The organism is Rhodobacter sp. P1_C2 (assembly GCF_056406375.1).
Map to the genome: position 1 here is coordinate 176,168 of NZ_JBFUAG010000007.1, position 23,276 is coordinate 199,443.

The window sequence follows — 23,276 nt, forward strand, 5'->3', positions numbered from 1 at the left end:
AAGAAAACACCCGAGGCTGACGCCCCGGGTGCAGACAGGATCATGGATCGATCCGAAAGGACAGAAGGGTTCAGGCCTCGGAAGGCTCTTCCTTCTTCTCGGTGATTTCCAGGCCGGTTTCCTGATCGACCATCTTCATGCCGAGACGGACCTTGCCGCGCTCGTCGAAGCCGAGGAGCTTGACCTTGACCTCCTGGCCTTCCTTCAGGATCTCGTTCGGGTGGTTCAGACGCTTGGAGGCGATCTGGCTCACATGGACGAGGCCGTCACGCTTGCCGAAGAAGTTCACGAAGGCGCCGAAGTCGACCAGCTTCACCACCTTGCCGGTGTAGATATGGCCTTCTTCCGGCTCTGCCACGATCGACCAGATCATGTCATAGGCCTTCTTGATCGCCGCCGCGTCGTTCGACGCGATCTTGATCATGCCGTCGTCGTTGATGTCGACCTTGGCGCCCGAGACTTCGACGATCTCGCGGATGACCTTGCCGCCAGAGCCGATGACTTCCCGGATCTTGTCGGTGGGGATCGACATGGTTTCGATCTTCGGCGCATAGGCCGAGAAAGCCTGCGGGCCGGAGAGCGACTTGGCCATCTCGCCCAGGATGTGCATCCGGCCGTCCTTGGCTTGCGCCAGGGCCTGCTCCATGATCGCGGGCGTGATGCCGGCAATCTTGATGTCCATCTGGAGGGAGGTGATGCCGTTCTCGGTGCCAGCCACCTTGAAGTCCATGTCGCCGAGGTGATCCTCGTCGCCGAGGATGTCGGTCAAGACGGCAAAGCGGCCGTCGTCTTCCAGGATCAGACCCATGGCCACACCGGCCACCGGCGCCTTCAGCGGCACGCCCGCGTCCAGCATCGACAGCGACCCACCGCAGACCGAAGCCATCGAGGAGGAGCCGTTCGATTCGGTGATCTCGGAGACGACACGGATCGTGTAGGGGAAGTCGGTCGCAGCCGGCAGAACCGCCTGCAGCGCGCGCCAGGCGAGCTTGCCATGGCCGATTTCACGACGTCCGGGCGAACCGACGCGGCCCACTTCGCCGACCGAATAGGGCGGGAAGTTGTAGTGCAAGAGGAAGTTCGAACGGGTGTTGCCGTTCAGCGCGTCGATGATCTGCTCGTCTTCGCCGGTGCCCAAGGTGGTCACGACCAGCCCTTGGGTTTCGCCACGGGTGAAGAGGGCCGAACCATGGGTGCGCGGCAGAAGGCCGGTTTCGCAGACGATCGGGCGGACGGTCTTGTTGTCGCGGCCGTCGATGCGGGCGCCACCGTTGATGATGTCACCGCGCAGGATCGAGCTTTCCAGCTTCTTGATCGCCGAGCCGAGGTTGATGTCGGCAAGGTCTTCCGGCGAAAGCGCGGCCTTGATCGCAGCCGAGGCGGCGTCAATCGCGTTCGAGCGTTCCTGCTTGTCGCGGATCGCGAAAGCGGCGCGCATCTGCGCCTCGCCCGCGGCTTGCACCTTGGCGAAGAGCGCCGAGATATCCGGCGGCGCGAAGTCGAAGGGCTCTTTGGCGGCCACTTCGGCGAAGTCGATGATCAGGTCGATGACCGGCTGCATCTGGGCATGGCCGAACTTGACGGCGCCGAGCATTTCCTCTTCCGACAGCTCGTAAGCTTCGGATTCCACCATCATCACGGCGTCCTTGGTGCCGGCGACGACGAGGTCAAGGCGCTGCTCGGGGTTCTTGCGCAGCTGGGTCATGTCGTCCATGGCCGGGTTCAGCACATAGGCGCCATTGGTGAAGCCGACGCGGGCCGCGGCGATCGGGCCCATGAAGGGCACGCCCGAGATGGTCAGCGCGGCGGAGGCGGCGATCATCGCGACGATATCGGGGTCGTTGACCAGGTCGCAGGACAGCACGGTCGCCATGACGAGGACTTCGTTCTTGAAGCCTTCGACAAACAGCGGGCGGCAGGGACGGTCGATCAGGCGCGAGACCAGGGTCTCTTTTTCCGAGGGGCGGGCTTCACGTTTGAAGAAGCCGCCGGGGATCTTGCCGGCGGCGTAGTATTTCTCTTGGTAATGCACGGTCAGGGGGAAGAAATCCTGTCCGGGTTTCGCCGCTTTGGCGAAGGTCACGTTGGCCATGACGGAGGTTTCGCCAAGCGTGGCAACAACCGAACCATCAGCCTGACGCGCAACCTTGCCCGTTTCCAGCGTGAGCGTTTCGTTGCCCCACTGGATTGATTTCGTAGTGATATTGAACATGTATCGTTTCCTCTCGGATCAGCCCGGCGCTCCGGGTGTCCGTGTCTGGCGGCCCCATTGCCGCCGCCCCCCCAATCCTTCGCATGTGGCCGGGGGCATGGCCTCACGTCGCAGATTGCGGGCGCATACAGGAAAAATAGGGGTTTGGGAAGAGGTTTAGCCTTGATGCCCCCGCGCGGCCACCAGCGCCACGCCTGAAAGCGTCACAAGAAGGCCGAGGGCCATGGTCAGGGTCAATGGCTCGCCAAAGAGAAGCCAGGCCCAGATCATGGTGACCGGGGGCGAGAGGTAGATCGTGGCCGCGACCATGGCGGCGGGGTAGAGCCTGAGGAAGACGAAGTAGATCACCCAGGAGCCATAGGTCGCCAGCACCACCAGCCAGATTATGCCCAGCACGAAATCGCGCCCCGGTGGCGGGGCCAGCCCGCCCGAGGCGGCGGCGAAGGGCGCGAACATCAGCGCGGCCCACAGGCATTGCAGCGCCAGCCGTTGCGGCACCTCCAGCGCCACGGCCCTGCCCCGCACCTGCAACACCGTCGCATAGGCAAAGGCCACCATGCCGAGGATCGGCAGGCCATAGGCCCAGGCGGGCGCCGACCCCAGGGCCAGCGCATCCGCCGAAACCGCCAGCACGCCCAGAAGGGCGATGCCGGTGCCCAGCCATTGCCGCCCGCTCAAGGGCTGGCCCAGCATCGGCGCCGACAGGACCGCGATGGCCAGGGGCACCAGATCGGCCATCAGGGCCACCAGCCCGGTCGGCACGCGCTGGCCGATGGCAAGGGCGAAACCGCCGAGGTACAGGAACATCCCCAGAAAAGCGAAGAGCCCCTGCTCCATCACCGCGCGGCGGGTGATCTTCGGTCCGCGCAGCAAGGCCAGCGGCAAAAGCCCTAGTCCCGAGACCAGGGAACGCCAGAACAGCACCTGCGGCACGCTCGCAACCTCCGAGGTGAAGCGGATGCCGACGAAGCCCGAGCTCCAGGTGACGATCAAACCGGTGGCAAGCACCAGAAACAGCAGGGGAGAGGGGCGCAGGGTCATGGCGTCACCCTGCCAGAGCGGGCCGCGGGCTGCACCGGGCAGCCACGACATCTGCGGGGCGGATTGCGACGGTATGCGGAGACGGGTCTAGAGCATCTCGCGAAAGGCAAAGAAGTCGAGACAGACCACCAGCGCCAGCAGGAACACGCACGCGACCGCATCAAAGGGCGGCCCGGCCAGCAAACTGGCGAAAAGCAGCCCACTGGCCACCGCGCCCGCCCGCATCCGGCGCCGCAAGTGCGGATGGGCGATGAAGGACAGCACCAGAAAGACCAGCGTGGCAAAACCGGTCAGCGCGTTCCATCCCATCAGCATCGGCAACCCTTCCTGACCTGCCCCGGCGGACGATAGCACAAAAGCAAACGCCCGCGGCTTGCGCCACGGGCGTTGCGGTTTCCCGGATGGGAAAGCTTAGCGACGCAGGCCGAGGCGTGCGATCAGCGCGGCGTAGCGGGCGGCGTCCTTGGACTTGAGGTAGTCCAGGAGCTTGCGGCGCTGCGCCACCTGCATCAGCAGGCCGCGACGCGAATGGTTGTCTTTCTTGTGCGACTTGAAGTGTTCGGTCAGGGTCGCGATCCGCGAGGACAGGATGGCAACCTGGACTTCCGGCGAACCGGTATCGCCTTCCTTGGTCGCGTATTCCTTGATCAGGCGGGCTTTTTCTTCAACGGTGATCGACATCGGGATCTCCTAAAGGTTGAGTGTGACGGCACGAGCCGGGATGTCGTCCAGCAAGGCCCTTGGCATCCCTCCGACAGGGGGGATGCGGGCCTATAGGGGGAAAAGCGCGAAAAGGAAAGTGGATTCTTGGGGCCTGCCGCTGTGCCCGTGGCGGGCCTGCGCCTCCGGCGGGGATATTTGGATCTGGATGAAGGGGGGTGCGGGGGGGAGTCTGACCGGGGCGGGTCAGAGGCCCAGCACATCCATCATGTCATAGCGGCCCGGCTTCTGGTCGAGGCCCCAGAGCGCGGCGCGCAGCGCGCCCCGGGCGAAGATGCCGCGGTCGGTGGCGACGTGGCGGAGCGTGATGCGCTCGCCATCGGCGGCGAAGATCACGTCGTGTTCGCCGACGATATCGCCGCCGCGGATCGCGGAGAAGCCGATGGTGCCGCGGGCGCGGGCGCCGGTGATGCCGTCGCGGCCGGAGACCCTGGCCTCCTCCAGACTGATGCCGCGGCCGGTGGCGGCGGCCTGGCCCAGCATCAGGGCGGTGCCCGAGGGGGCGTCGACCTTCATGCGGTGATGCGCCTCGACGATCTCGATGTCCCAGTCCTCATCCAGGGCCTGGGCGACCTTCTGGGTCAGGCGGGTCAGCAGGTTGACGCCAAGGCTCATGTTGCCGGCCTGGATGACCACGGCATGCGGCGCGGCAAGGTCGAGGCGGCGGTGGTGTTCAGCCTCCAGCCCCGTGGTGCCCACGACATGGACGAGGCGGGCCTGGGCGGCGAGGCCGGCAAAGGCCACGGTGGCGGCAGGCGAGGTAAAATCGACCAGGGCGCGGGCGCGGGCGAAGGCGGGCAAGGGGTCGTCGGAGACCGTCACCCCCAGATCGCCCAGCCCCATGCAGGCGCCGATGTCGCGGCCGAGCCAAGGGTTGCCGGCCCGCTCGATGGCGCCCACCAGCTGCCAGCGGTCGGAGGCCGTGATCAGACGGATGAGGCTTTGCCCCATGCGCCCCGAGGCGCCGGTGACCACGATGCCGGGCTTGTCGCTCATCTTCGCCTCCTGAAACTTGAGGGCTTTTCGCCCAGCAGCGGGCGCTTTGCAAGGAAAACGGCGCGGATTTGCGGCAGAAGGCCGCGCCGGGTGCCAAAGCCTGCCGGAGTGGCCCCGGCCCCCGGGCCTTGCAGTTGCGGTGGCGGCGAATTGGGCCTAAAGGAGCGCCATGGTCAAACAAACATCCCGAGGGCCCGGCCAGCGTCAGCTGCGCGTGGGCGAAATGATCCGGCGCCGCCTGTCGGAGATCCTGTCGCGTGGCGAGATCCACGATCCGGCCTTCGACGCCATGTCGATCACGATCGGCGAGGTCTCGGTCTCCTCCGACCTCAAGATCGCGACGGTCTATGTCATGCCTCTTCTGGGCAGCGGCGACATCAACCTCGCCATCGAGGCGCTGTCGCGCCACAAGGGCATCATCCGCAAGAAGGTCTCGGAAGAGGTCATCCTGCGCCATGCCCCCGATCTGCGCTTTCGCCGGGACGAGACCTTTGACCGGCTGGACGAGACGCGGCGGATGTTCTCTGACCCGGCGGTGCTGCGCGATCTGGCGGCCCCCGAGGACGGTGAGGACGATCCGAGCGGTGCAAAGCCGAATGGCGACGCGTGACGCCATGCGCGCGCTTCTGTTCGCTTTCGCCCTGATGGCCAGCCCGGCGGGGGCGGCCTGTGTCACCTCCACCTTCGAGGGCACACCCTTCACCACCTGCGAGGCGCGGGCCGGTCAGGATCTGCGCCTGTTCCTGAATGATGCCAGCGGCAAGCCCTATGGCGGCTTCAGCGGGGTCGATGCCGATCTGGCGGCCAAGGGCCAGCATCTGGCCTTTGCGATGAATGCCGGCATGTTCCACGAGGACCAGTCCCCGGTCGGGCTTTATGTCGAGCAGGGCCAGGAAAAGCACAAGATCGTCACCGCCGACGGGCCGGGCAACTTCGGCCTGCTGCCCAACGGGGTCTTCTGCATCGGGCCGCGGCTGCGCGTGATCGAGAGCCGCGCCTTTGCCGCCAAACCCGCCAACTGCCGCTATGCGACGCAATCGGGGCCGATGCTGGTGATCGACGGCAAGCTGCACCCGGCCTTCCGCTCGGATTCGGATTCGTTCCACATCCGCAACGGCGTCGGCGTCAGCCGCGACGGGCGCCGGGCCTGGTTCGTCATCTCGGATTCGGCGGTGAATTTCGACCGTTTCGCTCGCTTCTTCCGCGACGCTTTGGGGGCAGCCAATGCGCTGTACTTCGACGGCTCGATCTCGCGGCTTTATGCGGCGGATCTGGGGCGGCGCGGTACGGGCTTTGCCGTCGGGCCCATCGTCGGTCTGGTCGAGGAGAACTGAGCCATGGGACGCGCCAAGAAGGGCCGCAAGCTTTCGGGCTGGCTGGTGGTGGACAAGCCGGCGGGTCTGGGCTCGACCGATGTGGTCAACAAGGTGAAATGGCTTTTGAAGGCGCAGAAGGCGGGCCATGCCGGCACGCTGGACCCGGCAGCGACGGGTGTTCTGGCGCTGGCCTTCGGCGAGGCGACCAAGACCGTGGCCGTGCTGACCGATGCCTTGAAATGCTACCGTTTCGAGGTGACCTTCGGCGCCGAGACCACCAGCGACGATGCCGAGGGCGAGGTGCTGGCGACGAGCGATCTGCGCCCCACGACCGAGGCGATCGCCCAGGCGCTTGCCGCCTTCCGGGGCGAGATCTTGCAGGTGCCGCCGCAAGTCTCGGCCGTCAAGGTCGATGGCGCGCGGGCCTATGACCTCGCGCGCGAGGGCGAGGTCTTCGAACTCGCCGCCAGGCCCTTGTGGGTTGAGTCGCTGGAGATCGTCGAGCGCCCGGACCCTGACCATGTCGTCCTGGAAATGGTCTGCGGCAAGGGCGGTTATGTCCGCGCCATCGCCCGCGATCTGGGCCGCGCGCTGGGCACGCTGGCCCATGTCCATTGGCTGCGCCGGACCTGGTCCGGCCCCTTTGACGCCGAAGACGGGCTGACGTGGGAAGAGGTCCTGCGCCTTGGCGAAGAGGGCACGCTGGAGAGCCGGCTGCTGCCGATCGAGGCCGCCTTGGCCGATATGCCGCGGGTCGAGGCCACCGCCGATGGCGCGCGGCGGATCAGGCTCGGCAACCCCGGTGCGGTCTTCGACAGCGCCGAGGGCGAGGTCTGGGCCGCGCATCAGGGCCAGGCCCTGGGTCTGGGCGAGGTGAAGCTTGGCCTGTTCCACCCAAGCCGGGTTTTCGTGCTTGATGCCGAATGACGCCCGGCCTGATCACCCGGCAGCATCAGAAGGGCGATGCGGCGAGCCTTGCGGTCTATTCCCCCGATGAAGCCTATCGCTATCGCCTGATCCGGGTTTGGGAGCCGCAGGCGGCGCGGGCGCTGTTCGTCATGCTGAACCCCTCCACCGCGACCGAGACGCAGAACGACCCCACCGTGGAGCGCTGCGAACGGCGGGCGCGGACCCTGGGCTTCGGCAGCTTTGCCGTGGCCAATATCTTCGCCTATCGCGCCACCGACCCCAAGGTGATGCGCGCCGCCCCCGATCCGGTGGGGCCGGAGAATGACGCGGCGATCCTCGAGATGGCCGCCGAGGCCGACCGGGTCATCTGCGCCTGGGGCACCCATGGCCTGCACCTGGGCCGCGGCGCGGCGGTCGAGGCGCTGTTGCGCGGGACCGGGCGGCCCTTGCACCATCTGGGGCTGAGCAAGGGCGGGCTGCCGAAACATCCCCTGTATATCGGCTATGAAACCCAGCCGGTGATCTGGGCCTGAACCGGCGGAGCGAGGGGTTTCACACCCCTCGCGCTCCCCGTGGGATATTTATGGACCAATGAAATGGGGGGGCCGGGGGGGATTTTGGGGGCGTCAGAAATCGACGGCGAGGCCTTTGCGTTCCCAGTCGCCGTAGCGGACCGGCTCCAGCCCCTTCGGGCCGCCGAGTTCGGGGGGAAGCGGGGTCTTGTCGGCGGCGGCGCGGCGGGCCTCGGCCTCGGCCAGGGCGCGTTGCGCGGCGGGGGGGAGGTCCTGTGGATCGGCGGGGGCTTGGGGGTCTGACATGGGCCTCTCCTTGGCATTGCCGGGCCTATTGTATAAGGCGCAGGGAGATCAGGACAAGAGTGATGGCAAGGGGCGGCGCGCGATGGCAGAGGGTTTGACGGCACGGCGGGCGGTATTGGCTTTGCTGAGCGGGGTGCTGGAAAAGGGCGCCTCGCTGGCGGAACAGGGTGACGCGCCCCTGGCCGGCCTCTCGGCGGGCGACAAGGCGCGGGCGCAGCGGCTGGCCTCCTCGGTCCTGCGGCAGGCCGAGCCGATCGACCGGATGCTGGGCGCCCATCTGCACAAGGAACCGCCCCTGGCCGCGCTGAACATCCTGCGGCTGGCGGTGACCGAGCTCGCCGAGGGCGGTGCGGCGCATGGCGTGGTGAATTCGGCCGTGGAGCTGGCGCGGCGCGACAAGACGACCCAGGGCCTCGCCGGGATGATCAATGCCGTCCTGCGCAAGTTCGTCCCGCCGGTGGTGATCGGCGCCCCGGTGCAGCGCCTGCCGGGCTGGATGCGGCAGGCTTTCGTTGCGCGCTATGGCAAGGTGGCGGTGGCGGCGATGGAGGCGGTCCAGGCTGCGACACCGCCGGTCGACCTGACCCTGCGGCGCGGCACGGCGGCCGAGAGCATCCCCGGCGCCGAGATCCTGCCGACCGGCAGCCTGCGGCTGGCGCCGGGGGGCCAGGTCTCGGCCCTGCCCGGCTATGCCGAGGGCGCCTTCTGGGTGCAGGATGCGGCGGCGGCCTTGGCGGTGAAGATGTTGGGCGATGTATCGGGCCTGCGGGTGCTGGACCTTTGCGCGGCGCCGGGCGGCAAGACGCTGCAACTGGCCGACGCGGGGGCGGAGGTGACGGCGCTGGATATCTCTGGCCCGCGGCTGGCGCGGCTGCGCGAGAACCTGGCGCGGACGAAGCTCTCGGCGAAGATCGTCACCGCCGATGCTCTGCAATGGCAGCCCGAGGGCCTGTTCGACGCGGTGTTGCTGGATGCGCCCTGTTCGGCCACCGGCACGATCCGCCGCCATCCCGACCTGCCCTTCCTGCGCCAGGCCAGCGACATTCCGGGTCTGGTGGAGCTGCAGGCGCGGCTTCTGGATCGGGCGCTGGGGTTCCTCAAACCGGGCGGGCGGCTGGTCTACTGCACCTGCTCGCTTTTGCAGGACGAGGGCGAGGCGCAGGTGGCCGCCGCTTTGGCGCGCCATCCGGGGCTGGTGATGACGAGGCCCGAGGTTGCGGGGATAGACCCGGCCTGGATGGGCGAGCGGGGCCTTCGGCTGCGGCCGGATTATTGGGCCGAGCGCGGCGGGATGGACGGGTTCTACATGGCTTGCCTGCAGATTCCGGGCTGAGATCGGATTTCTGCTATTTCTGCGGGGCAAAGAGCCGGTAATAGGCCCAGTCGGGCAGGAATTGTGAAAGCCGGAACAGCCAGGAGAAGACCGTGGGAAAGCTGCGCTTGAAGCTTTTGCCCGCCATCAGGGTCATCATCTGCGCCGCGGCCTCCTCCGGCTCCATCAGAAAGGGCATGGCGAAGGCGTTCTTCGCCGTCAGCCTGGTGCGGATGAAACCGGGGTTGGCGAGCTGCACCTTGATGCCCGAGCCGCGCAGGTCGGCGTAAAGACATTCGGCCAGGGCCATGACGCCGGCCTTGCTCGCCTGATACCCCAGCGCGCCGGGCAGGCCGCGAAATCCGGACAGCGAGCCGGTCAGCACGATATGCCCCTGACCCCGCGCCACCATCCCCGGCAGGACCGCGCCCAGAAGCCTGGCACAGCCGGTGAAATTGACCTCGGCCATCTGGGTGAGCTTGTCCGCCTCAACCGCTTGCGCCGTCATTGGCCAATAGACCCCGGCGAGCCAGATCATCCCGTCAACGGCCCCCGCCTCAGCCGCAGCGCGGGCCACGGCATCGCCATCGCAGACATCAAGCGGCAAAGCCCGCGCGCCGGGCAGGCTGGCGCAGACCTCGGCCAGCCGCTCGGCATTGCGGGCGGAGAGGATCAGCCGTGCCCCCGCCCCGTGCATCTGCCGGGCCACGGCCAGACCGAGGCCCTCCGAAGCGCCGATGAGCCAGTAGCTTTTGCCCCGCAGGTCCGTCATCGCGCGGCCGGGCGCATGGTGGCGATCAGCTCGGCCACCTTGACGCCGAATTTGCGGAACTGGCTGCGGTTCAGGATCGTGCCATTGGGGGCGAGGTACATCCAGTCCTCGACATCCAAGAGATGGCCGCCCGCCTCGGCGGGCAGGCGCAGGCGGTAGCGCATCTGGCAGGCCGGGCCCTCGCAACGGCCGATGCCGGGGCCGACGATGTCCTCGGCCTCGGCCCGGATCGCGCCGTTGTTGCCCAGGGTCAGCGCCCAGGCTCGGTTCTGCCGGGCGCCGCTGTCATAGGTGAACTCCTCGGTCAGGCTGGCGCGATTGCCCGTCCATCGCCCCTCCATATCCGCGACGAAGCGCGAGGTGAGGCGGCCCAGCGGGCCATAGATCATCCCCTCGCAGAGGATCGGGCCGGAAAGGTGCTGGCGCGGGTCGAACTGCGGGCCTTTGCCCGCGAAATCGGCGAGGCGCTGGCTGCGAAAGCCCGCGATCCGCGGCAGGGCAAGCGCCGCCCCCAGACTGGCGGCAAGGCCTGCGACAAAGCCGGTGGCGAGGAGCGGCAGCATCACGACACCTCCTGTTCGGGGGGCTTTGGGCGGGGGCGGAAGGCGGCGCCCTTGAGCGCCAGTTTCAGCGCCTGCCAGTGGATCAGCGCCAGCACCCGGCGCGCGCCGAAGGGGCGGCGCAGCATGGCGGCCAGAAGGCCCGCATTGGTCAGGGGGCGGAGCGGGCCGGAGAGCGTGGCGGTCAGCCCCTCGGCCCCGGCGGTGAAGTCGATGACGATGCGCAGGCGGTCCTGTCGCAGATCGACGCGAAAGACATAGCCGCCCGCCACGGTCTGAAAGGGCGAGACATGGAAGATCTTCCGTGCGGTCAGACGGTCTTCCGGCCCGATCGGGGCCAGATCCTCGCGGTGGCAAAGGTAGGAATGGCGGTCGCCATAGGTGTTGGTCACCTCGGCAATCATCACGCGCAGGCCGGTGTCATCCTCGCACAGCCAGAAGGCCACCGGGTTGAAGACATGGCCGAAGATGCGCGGCTGGGCCAGAAGGCGGATGCGGGAGGGTGCGGGAAGGTCGTGACGCGCCAGCACCTCGCGCACCCAGAGGGGACCGCGCCCCTGCCCCGGCGCGCCGCCATGGTCGGCATCGTGGATCGCCGCCAGATTGCGGCGGTTGCGCGAAAAGAGGCGCGGGCCACCCTGCCCCTCGGCATCCAAAAGCAGGTAATCCACGCCATAACGGAAGGCATTGGCGATCTGCCCCTTGCGGGCATGGGTCGTCTGGCCGGGGAGGTGGAGCACGCTCATGCGACCTCGCGCAGCGGCAGGCTGGCGCGCAGGGCGGTGACCACCTCGGCCGCCGAGGCGAAGCCGTCCTCGTGAAAGCCGTTGCGCATCCAGGCGCCGCAGAACCAGGTCGAGGACTGGCCGTTCATCGCGCGAATTTTGCCCTGCGCCGCCAGCGCGGCATGGTCGAAGACCGGGTGGCGGAAGGTCTTGACCGCATGGATCAGCTCTTCCCGGATCGGGCGGTTGGGGTTCAGCGTCACGAAGAGGGGGTCGTCCTGCGGGATCGGCTGAAGCGAGTTCATCCAGTAGGTCAGATCGATGCGGTCGGGGCGCGGGCCGGCCGGCTCGGCATAGTTCCAGCTGGACCAGGCCCGGCGCGAGCGGGGCATCTGGCTGGGATCGGCATGCAGGATCGCCTCGTTCGGCTGGTAGCTGACCGCCGAAAGGGCGGCGCGTTCGGCCCCGGTGGCATCGGAGAGAAGGCGCAGCGTGTCGTCGGAATGGGTGGCGAAGATCACCTCGTCAAAGGCCTCCCAGTCGCCGCCCTCGGCCCGGATCGTCACGCCCTGCGGCACGCGGCGGACGGCGGCCACCGGCGCGCCGAGGCGGATGTCGACGCCGTGCCGGGTGAGATCCGCCTCCAGCCGCGAGACATATTCGACGGAGCCGCCCTTCACCGTATACCATTGATGATGCTTGAAAACCCCCATCAGCCCGTGGTTCTTGAAGAAGCGGATCAGCGCCTCGGCCGGGAAATCCATCATGCCGGCGGCGGGGGTGGACCAGATGGCCCCGGTAAAGGGCGCGATGTAATTGTCGCGAAAGGCATCCGAAAGGCGCATGGTGGACAGAAGGCCGCCGAGCGTCATGCCCTGGGTGATCACCTGATCCGCCTCGCGGTGAAAGCGCAGGATATCGACCAGCATCCGCGCATAGCTCGGGTTCAGGAGGTTGCGGCGCTGTGCGAGGAGGGCATTGAGGTTGCGCAAGCCATATTCCAGCTTGCCGCCCTGGATCGAGCAGCCAAAGCTCATGTCGCTTTCGACCATCGGCACGCCAAGCTTGTCGAACAGCCCGCAGAGCAGCGGGTAATTCACCCGGTTGAAGACGATGAAACCCATGTCCACCGGCTGATCGCCCCGCTTGCCCGCCATCACGGTATGGGCATGGCCCCCGAGCCGCGCCCCCGCCTCGAAGAGAACCACCGCGTGATCGCCCGCCAGAAGATGGGCAGCGGCCATCCCGGAGATGCCGCCGCCGATGACGGCGATCCGGCGCGACGGGGCGGAAGAGGTCTCGAATGGCATGGCGGCTCCCTTATGGTTTTAAGATGTTACGCGGGCAAGGCGCGATTGGATCAGCAAAATTTCCAGCCCCGCCCTTTGATCCGGCCCTTGTGATCCAGCTACTGATCCAGTTACGGCGGGCCTGCGTAGAAGTTTCATGTTGATGGAAACGCCCCCCTTTGAAATACGGCATGGACGCCAGACCCCGCGCCCCTATGGTGCGCGGGGGAGCGCAGAGGTGGTTGCGCGGGCAAAGGGGATGCAAGGGGTGAGCCTCGGGCAAGAGACCGACTGGACGGCGCTGATGCTGGCGGTGCGCGACCGCGGCGACCGCGCGGCCTTTGCCGCGCTGTTCCGGCATTTCGGGCCCCGCGTGAAGGCTTACCTGATGAAATCGGGCGCCGGGGCGGCGCTGGCCGAGGAATGCGCCCAGGATGTGATGGCGACCCTCTGGCACAAGGCGGGCCAGTTCGACGCCGAACGCGCCTCGGTCGCCACTTGGGTCTTCACCATCGCGCGCAACCGGATGATCGACATGATCCGCCGCGACCGCCGCCCCGAACCCGAAGCCGCGCCCTGGGACCGCTCGGAAGAGCCCGACCAGGCCGAAATCTACGCCGCCGCCGAGGAAAGCCGCCTCTTGACCGCCGCCCTGGCCGACCTGCCCGAAAAGCAGCGCAGCCTGATCCAGCGGGCCTTTTACGGCGACCTCTCGCATTCCGAGATCGCCTCGGAAACCGGATTGCCCCTGGGCACGATCAAATCGCGGATCAGGCTGGCCCTCGACCGCCTGCGCGCCCGCATGAGTGAAAGCTGACGATGATGCAGATCAGGCACCACCTGAACGACGCCCTCCTGAGGAACTATGCCGCGGGGACCCTGCCCGAGGCCTTCGGGCTGGTCGTGGCCACCCATATCTCGATGTGCGACGAATGCCGCGCCCGGGCCGCCGCCTTCGAGGCGCTGGGCGGCGCGGTGATCGACGCGACGCCGGCAGTCGCGATGAGCGATGACAGCCTGGCCCGCGTCATGGCGCGGCTGGAGGCGCCGGTGGCCGCGGCCCCGCTGCCGCCGCAGCGCCGCACGGGCGCGCTTCCCGCGCCGGTGCTGGATTACATCGGCGGCGATCTGGACCAGGTGAAATGGCGCAGCCTTGGCATGGGGGTGCGCCAGGCGATCCTGCCCACCTCGCGCCGCGCCTCGGCCCGGTTGCTGTTCATCCCGGCGGGCCAGGCGGTCCCCGACCACGGCCACCGCGGCACCGAGCTGACCCTCGTCCTGCGCGGCGCCTTCCGCGATGCGACCGACCGCTTCGGGCCGGGCGATCTGGAGATTGCCGGCGAAGAGCTGGAACATACGCCGGTGGCCGAGGCGGGCGAGGATTGCATCTGCCTCGCGGCAACCGATGCGCCCTTGCGGTTCAACGCCTTCTTGCCGCGGTTGTTGCAGCCCCTGTTCCGGATCTGAGGCGGGGTGCTGGTCGATCTGGCGGAGCGGGGGTTTCACACCCCCGCACCCCCGTGGGATATTTATGGACCAATGAAGACGGGGGGGCCGGGGGGCGACTTCGGGTCAGAGGACGACGATGCCGCTGTGTTTGGCCTTGAATTCGGGCTCGACATGGATGGTGACGATGCAGCCTTCGACCAACGCCTTCAGGCCGGCCTCGACGCGGTCGCACATGTCATGCGCCTCGGACACGGTGATGGCGCCGGGGACGACGAGGTGGAATTCGATGAAGGTGGCGGCGCCGGCGGCGCGGGTGCGCAGATCATGCGCCTCGACGGCACCCACCGCCTCGGTCGCGATGACGCGGCGCACTTCGGAGAGCACCTCGCCCGAGAGCGATTCGTCCAGGAGGCCCGAGAGGCTTTCCTGCATCACCCGCCAGCCCGACCACAGGATGTTGAGCGCCACCAGCGCGGCCAGCGCCGGGTCGAGCCAGGACCAGCCGGTCTCGATCGCCAGAAGCACGCCGAGGGTGACCACGACCGAGGAGACGACATCGAGGTAGAGGTGCTTGCCATCGGCCACCAGCGCCGGTGAGCGCGCCCGCCGGCCATGGTGGATCAGCACCCAGGCCCAGACCGCGTTCAGCACCGAGGCCGCCCCGTTGACCAGAAGCCCGCGCAAAGGCGCCTCCAGCGCGCGGGGCGCCTGCAGCGCGCCCCAGGCCTGATGCAGGATCACCAGCGCCGCCACGATGATCATCACCCCTTCGAGGATGGCCGAAAACAGCTCGGCCTTGTGGTGGCCGTAGGGGTGGTTCGCATCGGCCGGCAGGGCCGCGACCCGGATCGCCGCCAGGGCCGCGATCGCCGTCACCACGTTGACCGTGCTTTCCAAGGCATCCGACAGAAGCGCGACCGACCCGGTCATCGCCCAGGCCACCAGCTTCAGCCCCAGGACCACCAGCCCCAGAACGATGCTGCCGATCCCGATTTTGACGACTTTGGTCATGACCGGCCCTCTTGGTTCCTGCGAAAGAAGCGCGACCTAACGCAGCCCTTCCCCGGGTTCAAGCATCTTGGCAAGCTGCATCTGCAGCAGAGCGGGCTTATCCCCCACTTTCCTCTTGAAACGGCCCAAAAACAGGCGCATATGGCCGCCACGCCTGCGACCCCTCCGGACGCGGGCCAACCCTATTTGGAGAGACCATGGCCAAGGAAGAACTTCTCGAATTCCCCGGTGTCGTGAAAGAACTCCTGCCCAACGCGACATTCAAGGTTGAACTCGACAATGGCCATGAATTGATCGCGGTGATGGCAGGCAAGATGCGCAAGAACCGCATCCGTGTTCTGGCAGGTGACAAGGTGCAGGTCGAGATGACCCCCTACGACCTGTCGAAAGGCCGTATCAACTACCGGTTCAAGTGAGCGCGGATCGCTGCGCAAGACGCGGTCGCCTGCGTCTTTCGTGCGGAAGTCGCCCGTACGGAAGGTTATCGTGAGACTTATCCTCGGATCTGCCAGCCCGCGCCGGAAGGAACTTCTGGCGCAACTGGGAATCGTGCCTGACGCGATTCTGCCCCCCGACATCGATGAAGACCCCAAGCCGCGCGAACTGCCCCTGCCCTATTGCGCCCGTATCGCGCGCGAAAAGGCCCTGGCGGTGGCGGCAGGCCCCGAAGATCTGGTGCTTTGCGCCGACACGACCGTGGCCATCGGGCGCCGCATCCTCGGCAAACCCCGCGATGCGGCGGAAGCTGCCGCTTTCCTGACGGCGCTTGGCGGGCGGCGGCATCAGGTGATCACCTCGGTCGCGCTGCGGCGGGGCGACAGGATCTGGAGCCGGGACTGCGTCTCTGCCGTCAAGATGAAGCGCTTGTCCAAGGTCGAGCTTGAGAGCTACATCGCCTCGGGCGACTGGCAGGGCAAGGCGGGTGCCTATGGCATCCAGGGCGCGGCGGGCGCCTTCATCCCGTGGATTTCGGGCAGTTTCACCGGCATCGTCGGCCTGCCCCTTGCCGAAACCGCCGCCCTTCTGCAGGCTGCGGGCTACCCGGTGTGGAGAGCGTCATGAAGGGCCGCGTGATCATTCTGGACGAGATCGAGGGGCGCAAGGCCGCGGCCCTCGTCGTGGACGGGGTTCTGCAGGATCTGCTGATCGACCCCGAGGATGATACCCCCCTGACCGGCGCCATCTACCGCGCCGTGGCCGACCGCCCGATGAAGGGCATGGGGGGCATGTTCGTGAAACTCCCCGGCGGCGAATCGGGCTTTCTGCGCCAGACCGACGGGCTGGCCCCCGGCCAGCGCCTTCTGGTGCAGGTCACCGGCCCCGCCGAGCCTGGCAAGGCCCTGCCCGTCACCTCGCGCCTTCTGTTCAAGGGCAGGTTTGCCATCGTCACGCCGGGTGCGCCCGGCATCAACATCTCGCGCCGGATCCGCGACGAGGCCCTGCGCGACGATCTGCAGGCGCTGGCCGATGCCGCGATGTCCGGCGCCGACCCGCAACTGGGCCTGATCGTCCGCTCCGCCGCCGAGGCGGCCGAGCCCGAGGATATCACCGACGAGATCGCCGAACTGCGCGCCCTGTCGGTCGCCGTGCTGGCCGACCTCGACGGCGGTCCGGAACTGTTGCTGGAAGGCGCCTCCGCCCAGGATACCGCCTGGCGCGACTGGAGCGACCCTGCCCCGGACGAGGTCGTCGAGGGCGGTTTCGAAAGCCACGAGGTCCTTGACCTGATCGAGGCGCTGCGCGTGCCGCGGGTCAACCTCGGCGAAGGCCACATGATGGTGGAGCCGACCCGCGCCCTTCTGGCGGTCGATGTGAACACCGGCAACGACACCTCGCCCGCCGCCAGCCTCAAGGTCAATATCGCCGCCGCCCGCGACCTGCCGCGCCAATTGCGCCTGCGCGGGCTTGGCGGTCAGGTCGTGGTCGATTTCGCCCCGATGGCGAAGAAGGACCGTGCCATCCTCGACCAGGTCATCAAGGCCGCCTTCAAGGCCGAGGGCGGCGAGGCCAACCTCGCCGGCTGGACGACGCTCGGCCTTTACGAACTGACCCGCAAGCGCGACCGCCTGCCACTGGCGAGCCTTTTGCCATGAGCTGCCCGATCTGCGGCAAGGCGGTGGATGCCAAGTACCGCCCCTTCTGCTCGCGCCGCTGCGCCGATGTCGATCTGGGGCGCTGGCTGACCGCCTCCTATGTGATCCCCGGCCCCGAGGTGGAAGACGACCTGCCGCCCGAGGACACCGATCCCCCGCCCCCGCCCCGCCGCCCGCAATAACCCTTCACCCCGATCCGTCGCCAATCACGCCTCCAGACGCATTTTTCTTCGAAACCCCTCTGGACAGCCCCGATCCCCTGACGTATCAGACCGCCACCCGCAGGGAAGCCAACCGGCCACCTGACATGGGCCCAGATAGCTCAGTTGGTAGAGCAGCGGATTGAAAATCCGCGTGTCGCTGGTTCGATTCCGGCTCTGGGCACCACCTTTCCCCCCTTGAAATCGCTGTCGAATTTCTGACGCCCTGCAGAGGGATCTTCCCGTTGCCGCGGGGGTTTTGCGCCATTCGCCTGGCAGCACTCTGCAGTCCGCGAGGGTCGTGTCGGGGCGTCTGCCGCAAGCCATGGTCATCTCCTCAACCCTTCTTTCCTGACAACGGCGCAACCGGAGCCTCCTCAACAGGCTGAAGATCGGAGGCAGAATCCATCAACTTCTGCAGTTACCGCTTGCGCTGCGGCGATCGCTCACCATCTTATGAGGGGTGAGGAATTCCTGAGGCCCTTTGATGGATCAAGCCTTGTCTGCCGCCTATGCGCCTTTCACGTTCGCGCTGGGGTTGATGGCTGCCTTGCTGCTTCTGGAATCTGTCTTCGTCCTCCTCGGCGTTTCGCTGCATGGTCACGACCTTGACACGGAGATCCCAGGCGAGGTTGCGGCCCTGCATGCGCAGTTCGACCTCGCACATGGGGCGACGCCGGATGTGCCGCATCTGCTGGAGGCGAGCGCCGCTTTGAACCAGGTGGAACCGAGCGCTCCCGAAACCGGGTTCATGGCCGCGATCGGCTTGCACGATATGCCGCTGATGATCTGGCTGGCCGCGATGCTGTTCAGCTTTGGCCTTGGCGGGTATCTCTTCCAGGCCCTGACTGCCAGCGCGCTGCCGACCTCTCTGGTGGCCCTTCTTGCGGCAGCCGCAGGCCTGATCTTCACCCGCCAATTCGCGAAAGTCTTCGGCCGCTTCGTGCCGCGCCTCGAAACCAGCGCCACCTCGGCGCAGTTCATGGGCGGCTTGCGCGGGGTCGTCACCCAGGGCACCGCAAGGGCCGGCTCTGCCGCCGAGGTCCGCCTGCGCGACCGGCATGGCAACATCCACTACATGCGCTGCGAACCCTTCAGCCCGAGCGATGAGATCGGCGAGGGCACCGAAGTTCTTACCCTGCGCGAAAGGCTCGGGCCTGACCGCTGGAGCCTGCGCATCCTGCCCCTGTCATGACTTTCCCCTTCTGAAAGGCTGCGCCTGATGGACCTCAAGACCTTGTTAATCGCCATTGCGGCGGTCGTCGTCTTCCTCTTGCTGATCGGTGTGCTCCTCGGGCGGCTTTACCGCCGGGCCAGCCGCGAGGTCAGCCTTGTCAAGACCGGCGCCGGTGGCAAGCGTGTGATCATGGATGGCGGGGTGATCGTACTGCCCCTGCTGCACGAAATCAGCCCGGTCAACATGAAGACCTTCCGGCTGGAGGTGAAGCGCGCCGATGAAGGGGCGCTGATCACCAAGGACCGGATGCGGGTGGATGTCGGTGTGGAGTTCTATGTCTCGGTCCAGGCGACCGAAGACGGGATCTCGCGCGCAGCACAGACCCTGGGCGCGCGCACTTTCGACGTGAACCTGCTGCGCGAGATGATCGAGGGCAAGCTGATCGACGGCTTGCGCGCGGTGGCGGCCCGGATGACCATGGACGAGCTGCACGAGAACCGCACCACCTTTGTCCAGGAGGTGCAGAACACCGTCGCCAATGACCTGTTGAAGAACGGGCTGGAGCTGGAAAGCGTCTCGCTGACCGCGCTGGACCAGACGCCCTTCGGCGCCCTCGACGAAAACAACGCCTTCAACGCCGTCGGTATGCGCAAACTGGCCGAGGTGATCGCCAAGTCGAAGAAGGAACGCGCCGAGATCGACGCCGAGGCCGAGGTTTCGGTGGCGCTGTCGATGATGGAGGGCGAGAAGCGCAAGCTTCAGATCGCGCGCGACCAGGAAGAGGCGCGCCTTGCCCGGGTTCAGGAAATCGACCTGATGAAGGCGGCGCAGAACTCGCAACTGGCCCAGGCCCGCGAACAGGCGGAATCCGAAACCGAACGCGCCCGGATCAAGCGCGAGCAGGACATCAAATCCGCCGAAATCGCCCGCGCCCGCACGATCGAAGAGGCGCAGATCACCAAGGAACGCGATATCGAGGTGGCCAACCAGGACCGCCAGATCATCATCGCCGAGAAATCCGAGGCGGAAAGCCGGGCGCGGGCCTCGGCCGACGCAGCGCGCGCCGAGGCGACCAAGGCGGCGGAAGCCATCGAAACCGCGCGCGCCATCGCCGTGGCCGAGCGGAACCGCGAGATTGCGGTGATCGAAGCCCGCCGCGAGGCCGAACGCGAGGCGACCAAGATCCAGCTGGCCGCCGGTGCCGAACGCTCCGCCGCCGTGGACCGCGCCGCCGCCGCCCGCGAGTTCGCCCAAGGCGAGGCCGACGCCCTGACGATCCGCGCCGCGGCCAAGAAGACCGACCTTCTGGCCGAGGCTGAAGGCCGCCAAGCGCTGGCCAATTCCGAAAACACCCTCTCTCCCGAGATCATCGCCCTGCGGATCGCCCTGGCCAAGCTGGAGGCCATGCCGCAGATCGTTGCCGAGATGGTCAAGCCTGCCGAAAAGATCGATTTCATCCGGATCAACCAGATCAACGGCCTCGGCGCGAACGCCGGGGGCGGCGATGCGAACAAGGCCCCGGTCAACCAGGCCTTCGACGCGATGCTCGGGGCGGCCCTGCAGCTGCCGGCGATGAAGAAGCTGGGCGAAGAGCTTGGCATGAACTTCGACGAGGGCCTGACCGGCATCCTGAGCGACCCCAAGGCGCCGGCGCAACCGGACAAACCCAAATCCTGACCCCAGACTGGACCCAAATCCTGACCCGCGACCCGGGGGCCGTGAAAGACCGGCCCCCGATTTGTAACGGCCAGCGGGCGATGGTCAGGTGACCGGAACAGGGCATCTGGATGATCGCCCTCCGCGATCTTCGCAAACAAACCGGAGCAAGGCTCCCGGCCGGGCACCCTCCCCCTCATCGGAAACAGCCCTGCCCCTGCGGCCAAGGTCCCGTGGGACAAGCCCTTTCAGGCCAGCCGCGACTGGCGGCCCTTGACGCGGCGGATCGGGATTGAGGATTCCAGCGAGGCGACGCCGGGCACCTTGGTCAGCCGTCCGGTCAGAAAGCGCTCGAACTCCTGCGGGTCGGCCACCGCGATCCGCAGCAGGTAATCCCGCGTGCCGGTCATCAGCCAGCAATCCACCACCTCGGGAAAGCCCGCCAGCGCCTTCTCGAAGGTGACCAGCCTTTCGTCGATCTGCCGGTCCAGCTGGACCGAGACGAAGACGGTGAAGCCGAAGCCCATCTTGGCCTCGTCCACCAGCGCGGAATAGCCGGTGATATAGCCCTTCTCCTCCAGAATCCGCACGCGCCGCGCGCAAGGCGTGGGCGAGAGGTTGACCCGCTCGCTCAGCTCCTGATGGGTGAGCCGTCCATCGCGCTGCAGCTCGTTCAGGATACGGCGGTCTATGGGGTCGAGGTCCTTGCTCATGGCAAAGTGATAGGGGCTGGCTTCCATCGGCGCAAGTTGCGCCAAGGCCTGTTACAATGCGGTGGCGCTGCGGCGGGACACAGGCCTCGACCGGGTCCAAAGCTGCGCCGCGAGTTCGTCCAGAACCTGCAGCCCGCTCTGCCCTTGGCGCATCCGGCACCCCTCCGCGACCCTGCGCAAAGAAAAACCCCCGGCCTTGCGGACGGGGGTTGATCGGGTGGGCATCGCTGCCCCAGTGTTCGCTTACGCTGGCCTTTTCTCAAGACCGGCGGTCTGATTAGAGACCGCCTTCACGCTGAAGCTTCTTGCGAGCGAGTTTCCTCGCACGGCGGACGGCTTCGGCTTGCTCGCGCGCTTTCTTGACGGAGGGCTTCTCGAAATGTTGCTTGAGCTTCATTTCGCGGAACACGCCTTCGCGCTGCAGCTTTTTCTTGAGGGCCCGGAGGGCTTGCTCAACGTTGTTGTCACGGACGCTGACCTGCATGTGGTTGTCACCACCTTCCTAAGCTAGAGTTGCACTGATGTGCAGGCTCGCCGCGCTTAGCAAAGCTGGCGGCGCTTGTCCACAAAAGCTTGGGAGACCGACGATGGAAGCCGAGACAGACCCCACGACCGAGCGGGATATCGCCCTGCAAAAGCTGGTGAAAGCCGCTTTGCCGCATGTCACCTTCGACGGCTGGTCAGAGGCGACGCTGAAGGCGGCGATTGCCGAATCAGGCGTGGCGCCCGGTCTGGCCCATGCCCTGCTGCCACGGGGCGGCATCGACCTGGCCCTCGCCTATCACCACGCCGGCGACCGCGAGATGGTGCGCGCCCTCGGCCAGTCCGACCTTTCCGCCCTGCGTTTCCGCGAGAGGGTCACCAAGGCCGTCCGCCTGCGGCTCGAAGGCGCTGACCGCGAGGTGGTGCGCCGCGGCACCACGCTTTTCGCCCTGCCCGCCCATGCCGCCGAGGGGGCGCAGGCGATCTGGGGCACGGCGGATGCGATCTGGACGGCGCTTGGCGACACTTCCACCGATGTGAACTGGTATTCCAAGCGCGCCACCCTTTCGGCGGTCTATGGGGCGACCGTCCTCTACTGGCTTGGCGATGACAGCGAGGGGCAGTCCGAAACCTGGGCCTTTCTCGACCGCCGCATCGCCAATGTGATGGCCTTCGAGAAGGCCAAGGCGGGATTTCGTGAAAATCCGCTGGGAAAGGCACTTTTGGCTGGACCTCTGAGGATTTTGGAAAGGATACATGCGCCACAAAAGGCGGATGACCTGCCCGGGCATCTGTCGCGGGCATCTCTCAAGGAAAGGCCTCTGAAATGACCATGTCGAATGCGATGCTGGCGATGGAGATTGCGGCCCCCGGCGGGCCGGATGTGCTGAGCCCGGTGTCCGTGCCGGTGCCGGTGCCCGGTCTCGGCCAGATCGTGATCCGCGTGGCCTATGCCGGGGTGAACCGGCCCGATGCCCTGCAACGCGCCGGGCTTTATGCGCCACCGCCCAGCGCCTCGCCCCTGCCGGGCCTCGAATGTTCGGGGACCGTGGTGGCGATGGGGCCGGGCTGCACGCGCTGGCAGATCGGCGATCAGGTCTGCGCGCTGCTGGCCGGGGGCGGCTATGCCGAATATGCCGCCTGCCCGGAAACCCATGCCCTGCCGATCCCCAAGGGCCTGTCCTTGCGCGAAGCCGCCTGCCTGCCCGAGACCTGCTTTACCGTCTGGTCCAACATGGTGATGCGCGGCGGGTTGAAGGGGGGGGAGAAATTCCTCGTCCATGGCGGGACCTCGGGCATCGGCGTGACCGCGATCCAGATTGCAAAGGCCTTGGGCGCGCGGGTCTTTGCCACCGCCGGCAATGACGACAAGGCGCGCATCTGCGAAAAGCTCGGGGCCGAGCGCGGCATCAACTACAAGTCCGAGGAATGGGGTGCCCTCCTCAAGAAGTTCGGCGGGATGGATCTGATCCTCGACATGGTGGGCGGGCCCTACCTTTCGACCAACCTTTCCGCCTTGGCGGATGACGGGCGGCTGGTGCAGATCGCCTTCCTGCAGGGCTCCAAGATCGAGGCCAACTTTGCCGAGCTGATGATGCGCCGCCTGACCCTGACCGGATCGACCCTGCGCCCGCAAAGCGACCTCGCCAAGGCCCGCATCGCCGCCGAGGTCGAGGCGCATGTCTGGCCGATGATCGAGGCGGGCAAGTTCAAGGTGGTGATCGACAGCGAATATCCCCTGCCCCAGGCCCCCGCCGCCCATTGGCGGATCGAGGCGCCCGGCCATGTCGGCAAGATCCTGTTGAAGGTCGAGGAATAGCCTGC

28 protein-coding genes and 1 tRNA gene are annotated in these 23,276 nt (G+C 67.0%); 16 read left to right on the forward strand and 13 right to left on the reverse strand.

Annotated features, from left to right (window positions below; all coding sequences use genetic code 11):
* Nucleotides 1-70: 70 nt before the first annotated feature.
* From pnp to dapB, 5 genes are all read right to left on the reverse strand, one after another.
* The gene (gene pnp, locus AC1DZT_RS13285; protein WP_478007117.1) at nucleotides 71-2,212 is read right to left on the reverse strand and encodes a polyribonucleotide nucleotidyltransferase; all 2,142 of its coding nucleotides are present in this window, start codon (nucleotides 2,210-2,212) and stop codon (nucleotides 71-73) included.
* A 156-nt stretch (nucleotides 2,213-2,368) separates the two neighbouring features.
* A complete protein-coding gene (locus tag AC1DZT_RS13290; RefSeq protein WP_478007118.1) occupies nucleotides 2,369-3,253 on the reverse strand; it encodes a DMT family transporter in 885 nt (294 codons plus the stop codon).
* Nucleotides 3,254-3,340: 87 nt separating this feature from the next.
* Nucleotides 3,341-3,568, reverse strand: a complete 228-nt coding sequence (locus AC1DZT_RS13295) for a hypothetical protein (RefSeq protein WP_478007119.1) — start codon at nucleotides 3,566-3,568, stop codon at nucleotides 3,341-3,343.
* A 96-nt stretch (nucleotides 3,569-3,664) separates the two neighbouring features.
* Complete coding sequence (gene rpsO, locus AC1DZT_RS13300) at nucleotides 3,665-3,934, reverse strand: 30S ribosomal protein S15 (protein WP_478007120.1); 270 nt, start codon at nucleotides 3,932-3,934, stop codon at nucleotides 3,665-3,667.
* 225 nt (nucleotides 3,935-4,159) lie between these two features.
* Entirely contained in the window at nucleotides 4,160-4,969 is an 810-nt protein-coding gene (dapB, locus tag AC1DZT_RS13305) for a 4-hydroxy-tetrahydrodipicolinate reductase (RefSeq protein ID WP_478007121.1), read from the reverse strand.
* 169 nt (nucleotides 4,970-5,138) lie between these two features.
* On the opposite strand from dapB, the gene rbfA reads away from it, so the two are divergent.
* The 4 genes from rbfA to AC1DZT_RS13325 are packed head-to-tail and all read left to right on the forward strand — an operon-like array spanning nucleotide 5,139 to nucleotide 7,727.
* Nucleotides 5,139-5,579 carry a 30S ribosome-binding factor RbfA gene (rbfA, locus tag AC1DZT_RS13310; protein ID WP_478007122.1) on the forward strand — a complete coding sequence of 147 codons (441 nt, stop codon included), beginning with the start codon at nucleotides 5,139-5,141 and terminating at the stop codon, nucleotides 5,577-5,579.
* A 4-nt stretch (nucleotides 5,580-5,583) separates the two neighbouring features.
* A complete protein-coding gene (locus AC1DZT_RS13315; protein WP_478007409.1) occupies nucleotides 5,584-6,303 on the forward strand; it encodes a phosphodiester glycosidase family protein in 720 nt (239 codons plus the stop codon).
* Between the two features lie 3 nt (nucleotides 6,304-6,306).
* Entirely contained in the window at nucleotides 6,307-7,212 is a 906-nt protein-coding gene (truB, locus tag AC1DZT_RS13320) for a tRNA pseudouridine(55) synthase TruB (protein WP_478007123.1), read from the forward strand.
* An 8-nt stretch (nucleotides 7,213-7,220) separates the two neighbouring features.
* Complete coding sequence (locus tag AC1DZT_RS13325) at nucleotides 7,221-7,727, forward strand: DUF1643 domain-containing protein (protein WP_478007410.1); 507 nt, start codon at nucleotides 7,221-7,223, stop codon at nucleotides 7,725-7,727.
* Between the two features lie 93 nt (nucleotides 7,728-7,820).
* Here the strand turns inward: AC1DZT_RS13325 and AC1DZT_RS13330 are convergent, their stop codons facing one another.
* The gene (locus AC1DZT_RS13330) at nucleotides 7,821-8,012 is read right to left on the reverse strand and encodes a DUF1674 domain-containing protein (protein WP_478007124.1); all 192 of its coding nucleotides are present in this window, start codon (nucleotides 8,010-8,012) and stop codon (nucleotides 7,821-7,823) included.
* An 82-nt stretch (nucleotides 8,013-8,094) separates the two neighbouring features.
* On the opposite strand from AC1DZT_RS13330, the gene AC1DZT_RS13335 reads away from it, so the two are divergent.
* Nucleotides 8,095-9,345: an RsmB/NOP family class I SAM-dependent RNA methyltransferase gene (locus tag AC1DZT_RS13335; protein ID WP_478007125.1), complete on the forward strand. Its 1,251-nt coding sequence runs from the start codon at nucleotides 8,095-8,097 to the stop codon at nucleotides 9,343-9,345.
* 13 nt (nucleotides 9,346-9,358) lie between these two features.
* On the opposite strand, the gene AC1DZT_RS13340 is transcribed toward AC1DZT_RS13335, so the two are convergent.
* From AC1DZT_RS13340 to AC1DZT_RS13355, 4 genes are read right to left on the reverse strand one after another with little or no spacing between them, the layout of a single operon-like run.
* Complete coding sequence (locus tag AC1DZT_RS13340) at nucleotides 9,359-10,096, reverse strand: SDR family NAD(P)-dependent oxidoreductase (protein WP_478007126.1); 738 nt, start codon at nucleotides 10,094-10,096, stop codon at nucleotides 9,359-9,361.
* Entirely contained in the window at nucleotides 10,093-10,659 is a 567-nt protein-coding gene (locus tag AC1DZT_RS13345) for a DUF3833 domain-containing protein (protein WP_478007127.1), read from the reverse strand. Before AC1DZT_RS13345 ends, AC1DZT_RS13340 begins: the two co-directional genes overlap by 4 nt.
* Nucleotides 10,659-11,402 (reverse strand): DUF1365 domain-containing protein, encoded by a 744-nt coding sequence (locus tag AC1DZT_RS13350; RefSeq protein WP_478007128.1) that lies wholly within the window; start codon nucleotides 11,400-11,402, stop codon nucleotides 10,659-10,661. The genes AC1DZT_RS13345 and AC1DZT_RS13350 overlap by 1 nt, the downstream gene beginning before the upstream one ends.
* Nucleotides 11,399-12,691, reverse strand: a complete 1,293-nt coding sequence (locus AC1DZT_RS13355) for an NAD(P)/FAD-dependent oxidoreductase (protein WP_478007129.1) — start codon at nucleotides 12,689-12,691, stop codon at nucleotides 11,399-11,401. The genes AC1DZT_RS13350 and AC1DZT_RS13355 overlap by 4 nt, the downstream gene beginning before the upstream one ends.
* Nucleotides 12,692-12,929: 238 nt before the next feature.
* Here AC1DZT_RS13355 and AC1DZT_RS13360 point away from each other — a divergent pair, with 238 nt between their 5' ends.
* Nucleotides 12,930-13,487: a sigma-70 family RNA polymerase sigma factor gene (locus AC1DZT_RS13360; protein WP_478007130.1), complete on the forward strand. Its 558-nt coding sequence runs from the start codon at nucleotides 12,930-12,932 to the stop codon at nucleotides 13,485-13,487.
* A 5-nt stretch (nucleotides 13,488-13,492) separates the two neighbouring features.
* Nucleotides 13,493-14,137, forward strand: a complete 645-nt coding sequence (locus AC1DZT_RS13365) for a ChrR family anti-sigma-E factor (protein ID WP_478007411.1) — start codon at nucleotides 13,493-13,495, stop codon at nucleotides 14,135-14,137.
* Between the two features lie 105 nt (nucleotides 14,138-14,242).
* Here the strand turns inward: AC1DZT_RS13365 and AC1DZT_RS13370 are convergent, their stop codons facing one another.
* Entirely contained in the window at nucleotides 14,243-15,130 is an 888-nt protein-coding gene (locus AC1DZT_RS13370; RefSeq protein WP_478007131.1) for a cation diffusion facilitator family transporter, read from the reverse strand.
* Nucleotides 15,131-15,327: 197 nt separating this feature from the next.
* On the opposite strand from AC1DZT_RS13370, the gene infA reads away from it, so the two are divergent.
* From infA to AC1DZT_RS13405, 7 genes are all read left to right on the forward strand, one after another.
* Nucleotides 15,328-15,546 carry a translation initiation factor IF-1 gene (gene infA, locus AC1DZT_RS13375; RefSeq protein ID WP_008028414.1) on the forward strand — a complete coding sequence of 73 codons (219 nt, stop codon included), beginning with the start codon at nucleotides 15,328-15,330 and terminating at the stop codon, nucleotides 15,544-15,546.
* Between the two features lie 70 nt (nucleotides 15,547-15,616).
* Entirely contained in the window at nucleotides 15,617-16,192 is a 576-nt protein-coding gene (locus tag AC1DZT_RS13380; protein ID WP_478007132.1) for a Maf family protein, read from the forward strand.
* Complete coding sequence (locus tag AC1DZT_RS13385; RefSeq protein ID WP_478007133.1) at nucleotides 16,189-17,223, forward strand: ribonuclease E/G; 1,035 nt, start codon at nucleotides 16,189-16,191, stop codon at nucleotides 17,221-17,223. The genes AC1DZT_RS13380 and AC1DZT_RS13385 overlap by 4 nt, the downstream gene beginning before the upstream one ends.
* On the forward strand, nucleotides 17,220-17,405 hold the full coding sequence (locus AC1DZT_RS13390; RefSeq protein WP_478007134.1) for a DNA gyrase inhibitor YacG: 186 nt from the start codon (nucleotides 17,220-17,222) through the stop codon (nucleotides 17,403-17,405). The genes AC1DZT_RS13385 and AC1DZT_RS13390 overlap by 4 nt, the downstream gene beginning before the upstream one ends.
* 129 nt (nucleotides 17,406-17,534) lie before the next feature.
* A tRNA-Phe gene (locus AC1DZT_RS13395) sits at nucleotides 17,535-17,610 on the forward strand.
* A gap of 300 nt (nucleotides 17,611-17,910) precedes the next feature.
* Nucleotides 17,911-18,618 carry an OB-fold-containig protein gene (locus AC1DZT_RS13400; RefSeq protein ID WP_478007135.1) on the forward strand — a complete coding sequence of 236 codons (708 nt, stop codon included), beginning with the start codon at nucleotides 17,911-17,913 and terminating at the stop codon, nucleotides 18,616-18,618.
* 27 nt (nucleotides 18,619-18,645) lie between these two features.
* The gene (locus AC1DZT_RS13405; RefSeq protein WP_478007136.1) at nucleotides 18,646-20,277 is read left to right on the forward strand and encodes a flotillin family protein; all 1,632 of its coding nucleotides are present in this window, start codon (nucleotides 18,646-18,648) and stop codon (nucleotides 20,275-20,277) included.
* Between the two features lie 227 nt (nucleotides 20,278-20,504).
* Here the strand turns inward: AC1DZT_RS13405 and AC1DZT_RS13410 are convergent, their stop codons facing one another.
* Both AC1DZT_RS13410 and rpsU read right to left on the reverse strand, forming a co-directional pair.
* Nucleotides 20,505-20,969, reverse strand: a complete 465-nt coding sequence (locus AC1DZT_RS13410; protein ID WP_478007412.1) for an Lrp/AsnC family transcriptional regulator — start codon at nucleotides 20,967-20,969, stop codon at nucleotides 20,505-20,507.
* Nucleotides 20,970-21,246: 277 nt separating this feature from the next.
* Nucleotides 21,247-21,453 (reverse strand): 30S ribosomal protein S21, encoded by a 207-nt coding sequence (rpsU, locus tag AC1DZT_RS13415; protein WP_008027119.1) that lies wholly within the window; start codon nucleotides 21,451-21,453, stop codon nucleotides 21,247-21,249.
* Nucleotides 21,454-21,556: 103 nt separating this feature from the next.
* Between rpsU and AC1DZT_RS13420 the strand changes: the two genes are divergently transcribed.
* The gene (locus AC1DZT_RS13420) at nucleotides 21,557-22,282 is read left to right on the forward strand and encodes a COQ9 family protein (protein WP_478007137.1); all 726 of its coding nucleotides are present in this window, start codon (nucleotides 21,557-21,559) and stop codon (nucleotides 22,280-22,282) included.
* Between the two features lie 2 nt (nucleotides 22,283-22,284).
* Nucleotides 22,285-23,271, forward strand: a complete 987-nt coding sequence (locus AC1DZT_RS13425; protein WP_478007413.1) for an NAD(P)H-quinone oxidoreductase — start codon at nucleotides 22,285-22,287, stop codon at nucleotides 23,269-23,271.
* Nucleotides 23,272-23,276 lie beyond the last annotated feature (5 nt).

Excerpts from the sequence above, each read along its gene's own strand:
- AC1DZT_RS13390 (WP_478007134.1), top strand. The coding sequence starts at position 17,220 with ATGAGCTGCCCGATCTGCGGCAAGGCGGTGGATGCCAAGTACCGCCCC.
- AC1DZT_RS13385 (WP_478007133.1), top strand. The coding sequence starts at position 16,189 with ATGAAGGGCCGCGTGATCATTCTGGACGAGATCGAGGGGCGCAAGGCC.
- rbfA (WP_478007122.1), top strand. The coding sequence starts at position 5,139 with ATGGTCAAACAAACATCCCGAGGGCCCGGCCAGCGTCAGCTGCGCGTG.
- AC1DZT_RS13355 (WP_478007129.1), bottom strand. The coding sequence starts at position 12,691 with ATGCCATTCGAGACCTCTTCCGCCCCGTCGCGCCGGATCGCCGTCATC.
- AC1DZT_RS13420 (WP_478007137.1), top strand. The coding sequence starts at position 21,557 with ATGGAAGCCGAGACAGACCCCACGACCGAGCGGGATATCGCCCTGCAA.
- AC1DZT_RS13400 (WP_478007135.1), top strand. The coding sequence starts at position 17,911 with ATGGATCAAGCCTTGTCTGCCGCCTATGCGCCTTTCACGTTCGCGCTG.
- AC1DZT_RS13330 (WP_478007124.1), bottom strand. The coding sequence starts at position 8,012 with ATGTCAGACCCCCAAGCCCCCGCCGATCCACAGGACCTCCCCCCCGCC.
- AC1DZT_RS13315 (WP_478007409.1), top strand. The coding sequence starts at position 5,584 with ATGCGCGCGCTTCTGTTCGCTTTCGCCCTGATGGCCAGCCCGGCGGGG.
- rpsO (WP_478007120.1), bottom strand. The coding sequence starts at position 3,934 with ATGTCGATCACCGTTGAAGAAAAAGCCCGCCTGATCAAGGAATACGCG.
- AC1DZT_RS13410 (WP_478007412.1), bottom strand. The coding sequence starts at position 20,969 with ATGAGCAAGGACCTCGACCCCATAGACCGCCGTATCCTGAACGAGCTG.
- truB (WP_478007123.1), top strand. The coding sequence starts at position 6,307 with ATGGGACGCGCCAAGAAGGGCCGCAAGCTTTCGGGCTGGCTGGTGGTG.
- rpsU (WP_008027119.1), bottom strand. The coding sequence starts at position 21,453 with ATGCAGGTCAGCGTCCGTGACAACAACGTTGAGCAAGCCCTCCGGGCC.
- AC1DZT_RS13405 (WP_478007136.1), top strand. The coding sequence starts at position 18,646 with ATGGACCTCAAGACCTTGTTAATCGCCATTGCGGCGGTCGTCGTCTTC.
- AC1DZT_RS13425 (WP_478007413.1), top strand. The coding sequence starts at position 22,285 with ATGTCGAATGCGATGCTGGCGATGGAGATTGCGGCCCCCGGCGGGCCG.
- infA (WP_008028414.1), top strand. The coding sequence starts at position 15,328 with ATGGCCAAGGAAGAACTTCTCGAATTCCCCGGTGTCGTGAAAGAACTC.
- AC1DZT_RS13345 (WP_478007127.1), bottom strand. The coding sequence starts at position 10,659 with ATGCTGCCGCTCCTCGCCACCGGCTTTGTCGCAGGCCTTGCCGCCAGT.
- dapB (WP_478007121.1), bottom strand. The coding sequence starts at position 4,969 with ATGAGCGACAAGCCCGGCATCGTGGTCACCGGCGCCTCGGGGCGCATG.
- AC1DZT_RS13340 (WP_478007126.1), bottom strand. The coding sequence starts at position 10,096 with ATGACGGACCTGCGGGGCAAAAGCTACTGGCTCATCGGCGCTTCGGAG.
- AC1DZT_RS13290 (WP_478007118.1), bottom strand. The coding sequence starts at position 3,253 with ATGACCCTGCGCCCCTCTCCCCTGCTGTTTCTGGTGCTTGCCACCGGT.
- AC1DZT_RS13360 (WP_478007130.1), top strand. The coding sequence starts at position 12,930 with ATGCAAGGGGTGAGCCTCGGGCAAGAGACCGACTGGACGGCGCTGATG.
- pnp (WP_478007117.1), bottom strand. The coding sequence starts at position 2,212 with ATGTTCAATATCACTACGAAATCAATCCAGTGGGGCAACGAAACGCTC.
- AC1DZT_RS13335 (WP_478007125.1), top strand. The coding sequence starts at position 8,095 with ATGGCAGAGGGTTTGACGGCACGGCGGGCGGTATTGGCTTTGCTGAGC.
- AC1DZT_RS13295 (WP_478007119.1), bottom strand. The coding sequence starts at position 3,568 with ATGCTGATGGGATGGAACGCGCTGACCGGTTTTGCCACGCTGGTCTTT.
- AC1DZT_RS13370 (WP_478007131.1), bottom strand. The coding sequence starts at position 15,130 with ATGACCAAAGTCGTCAAAATCGGGATCGGCAGCATCGTTCTGGGGCTG.
- AC1DZT_RS13350 (WP_478007128.1), bottom strand. The coding sequence starts at position 11,402 with ATGAGCGTGCTCCACCTCCCCGGCCAGACGACCCATGCCCGCAAGGGG.
- AC1DZT_RS13365 (WP_478007411.1), top strand. The coding sequence starts at position 13,493 with ATGCAGATCAGGCACCACCTGAACGACGCCCTCCTGAGGAACTATGCC.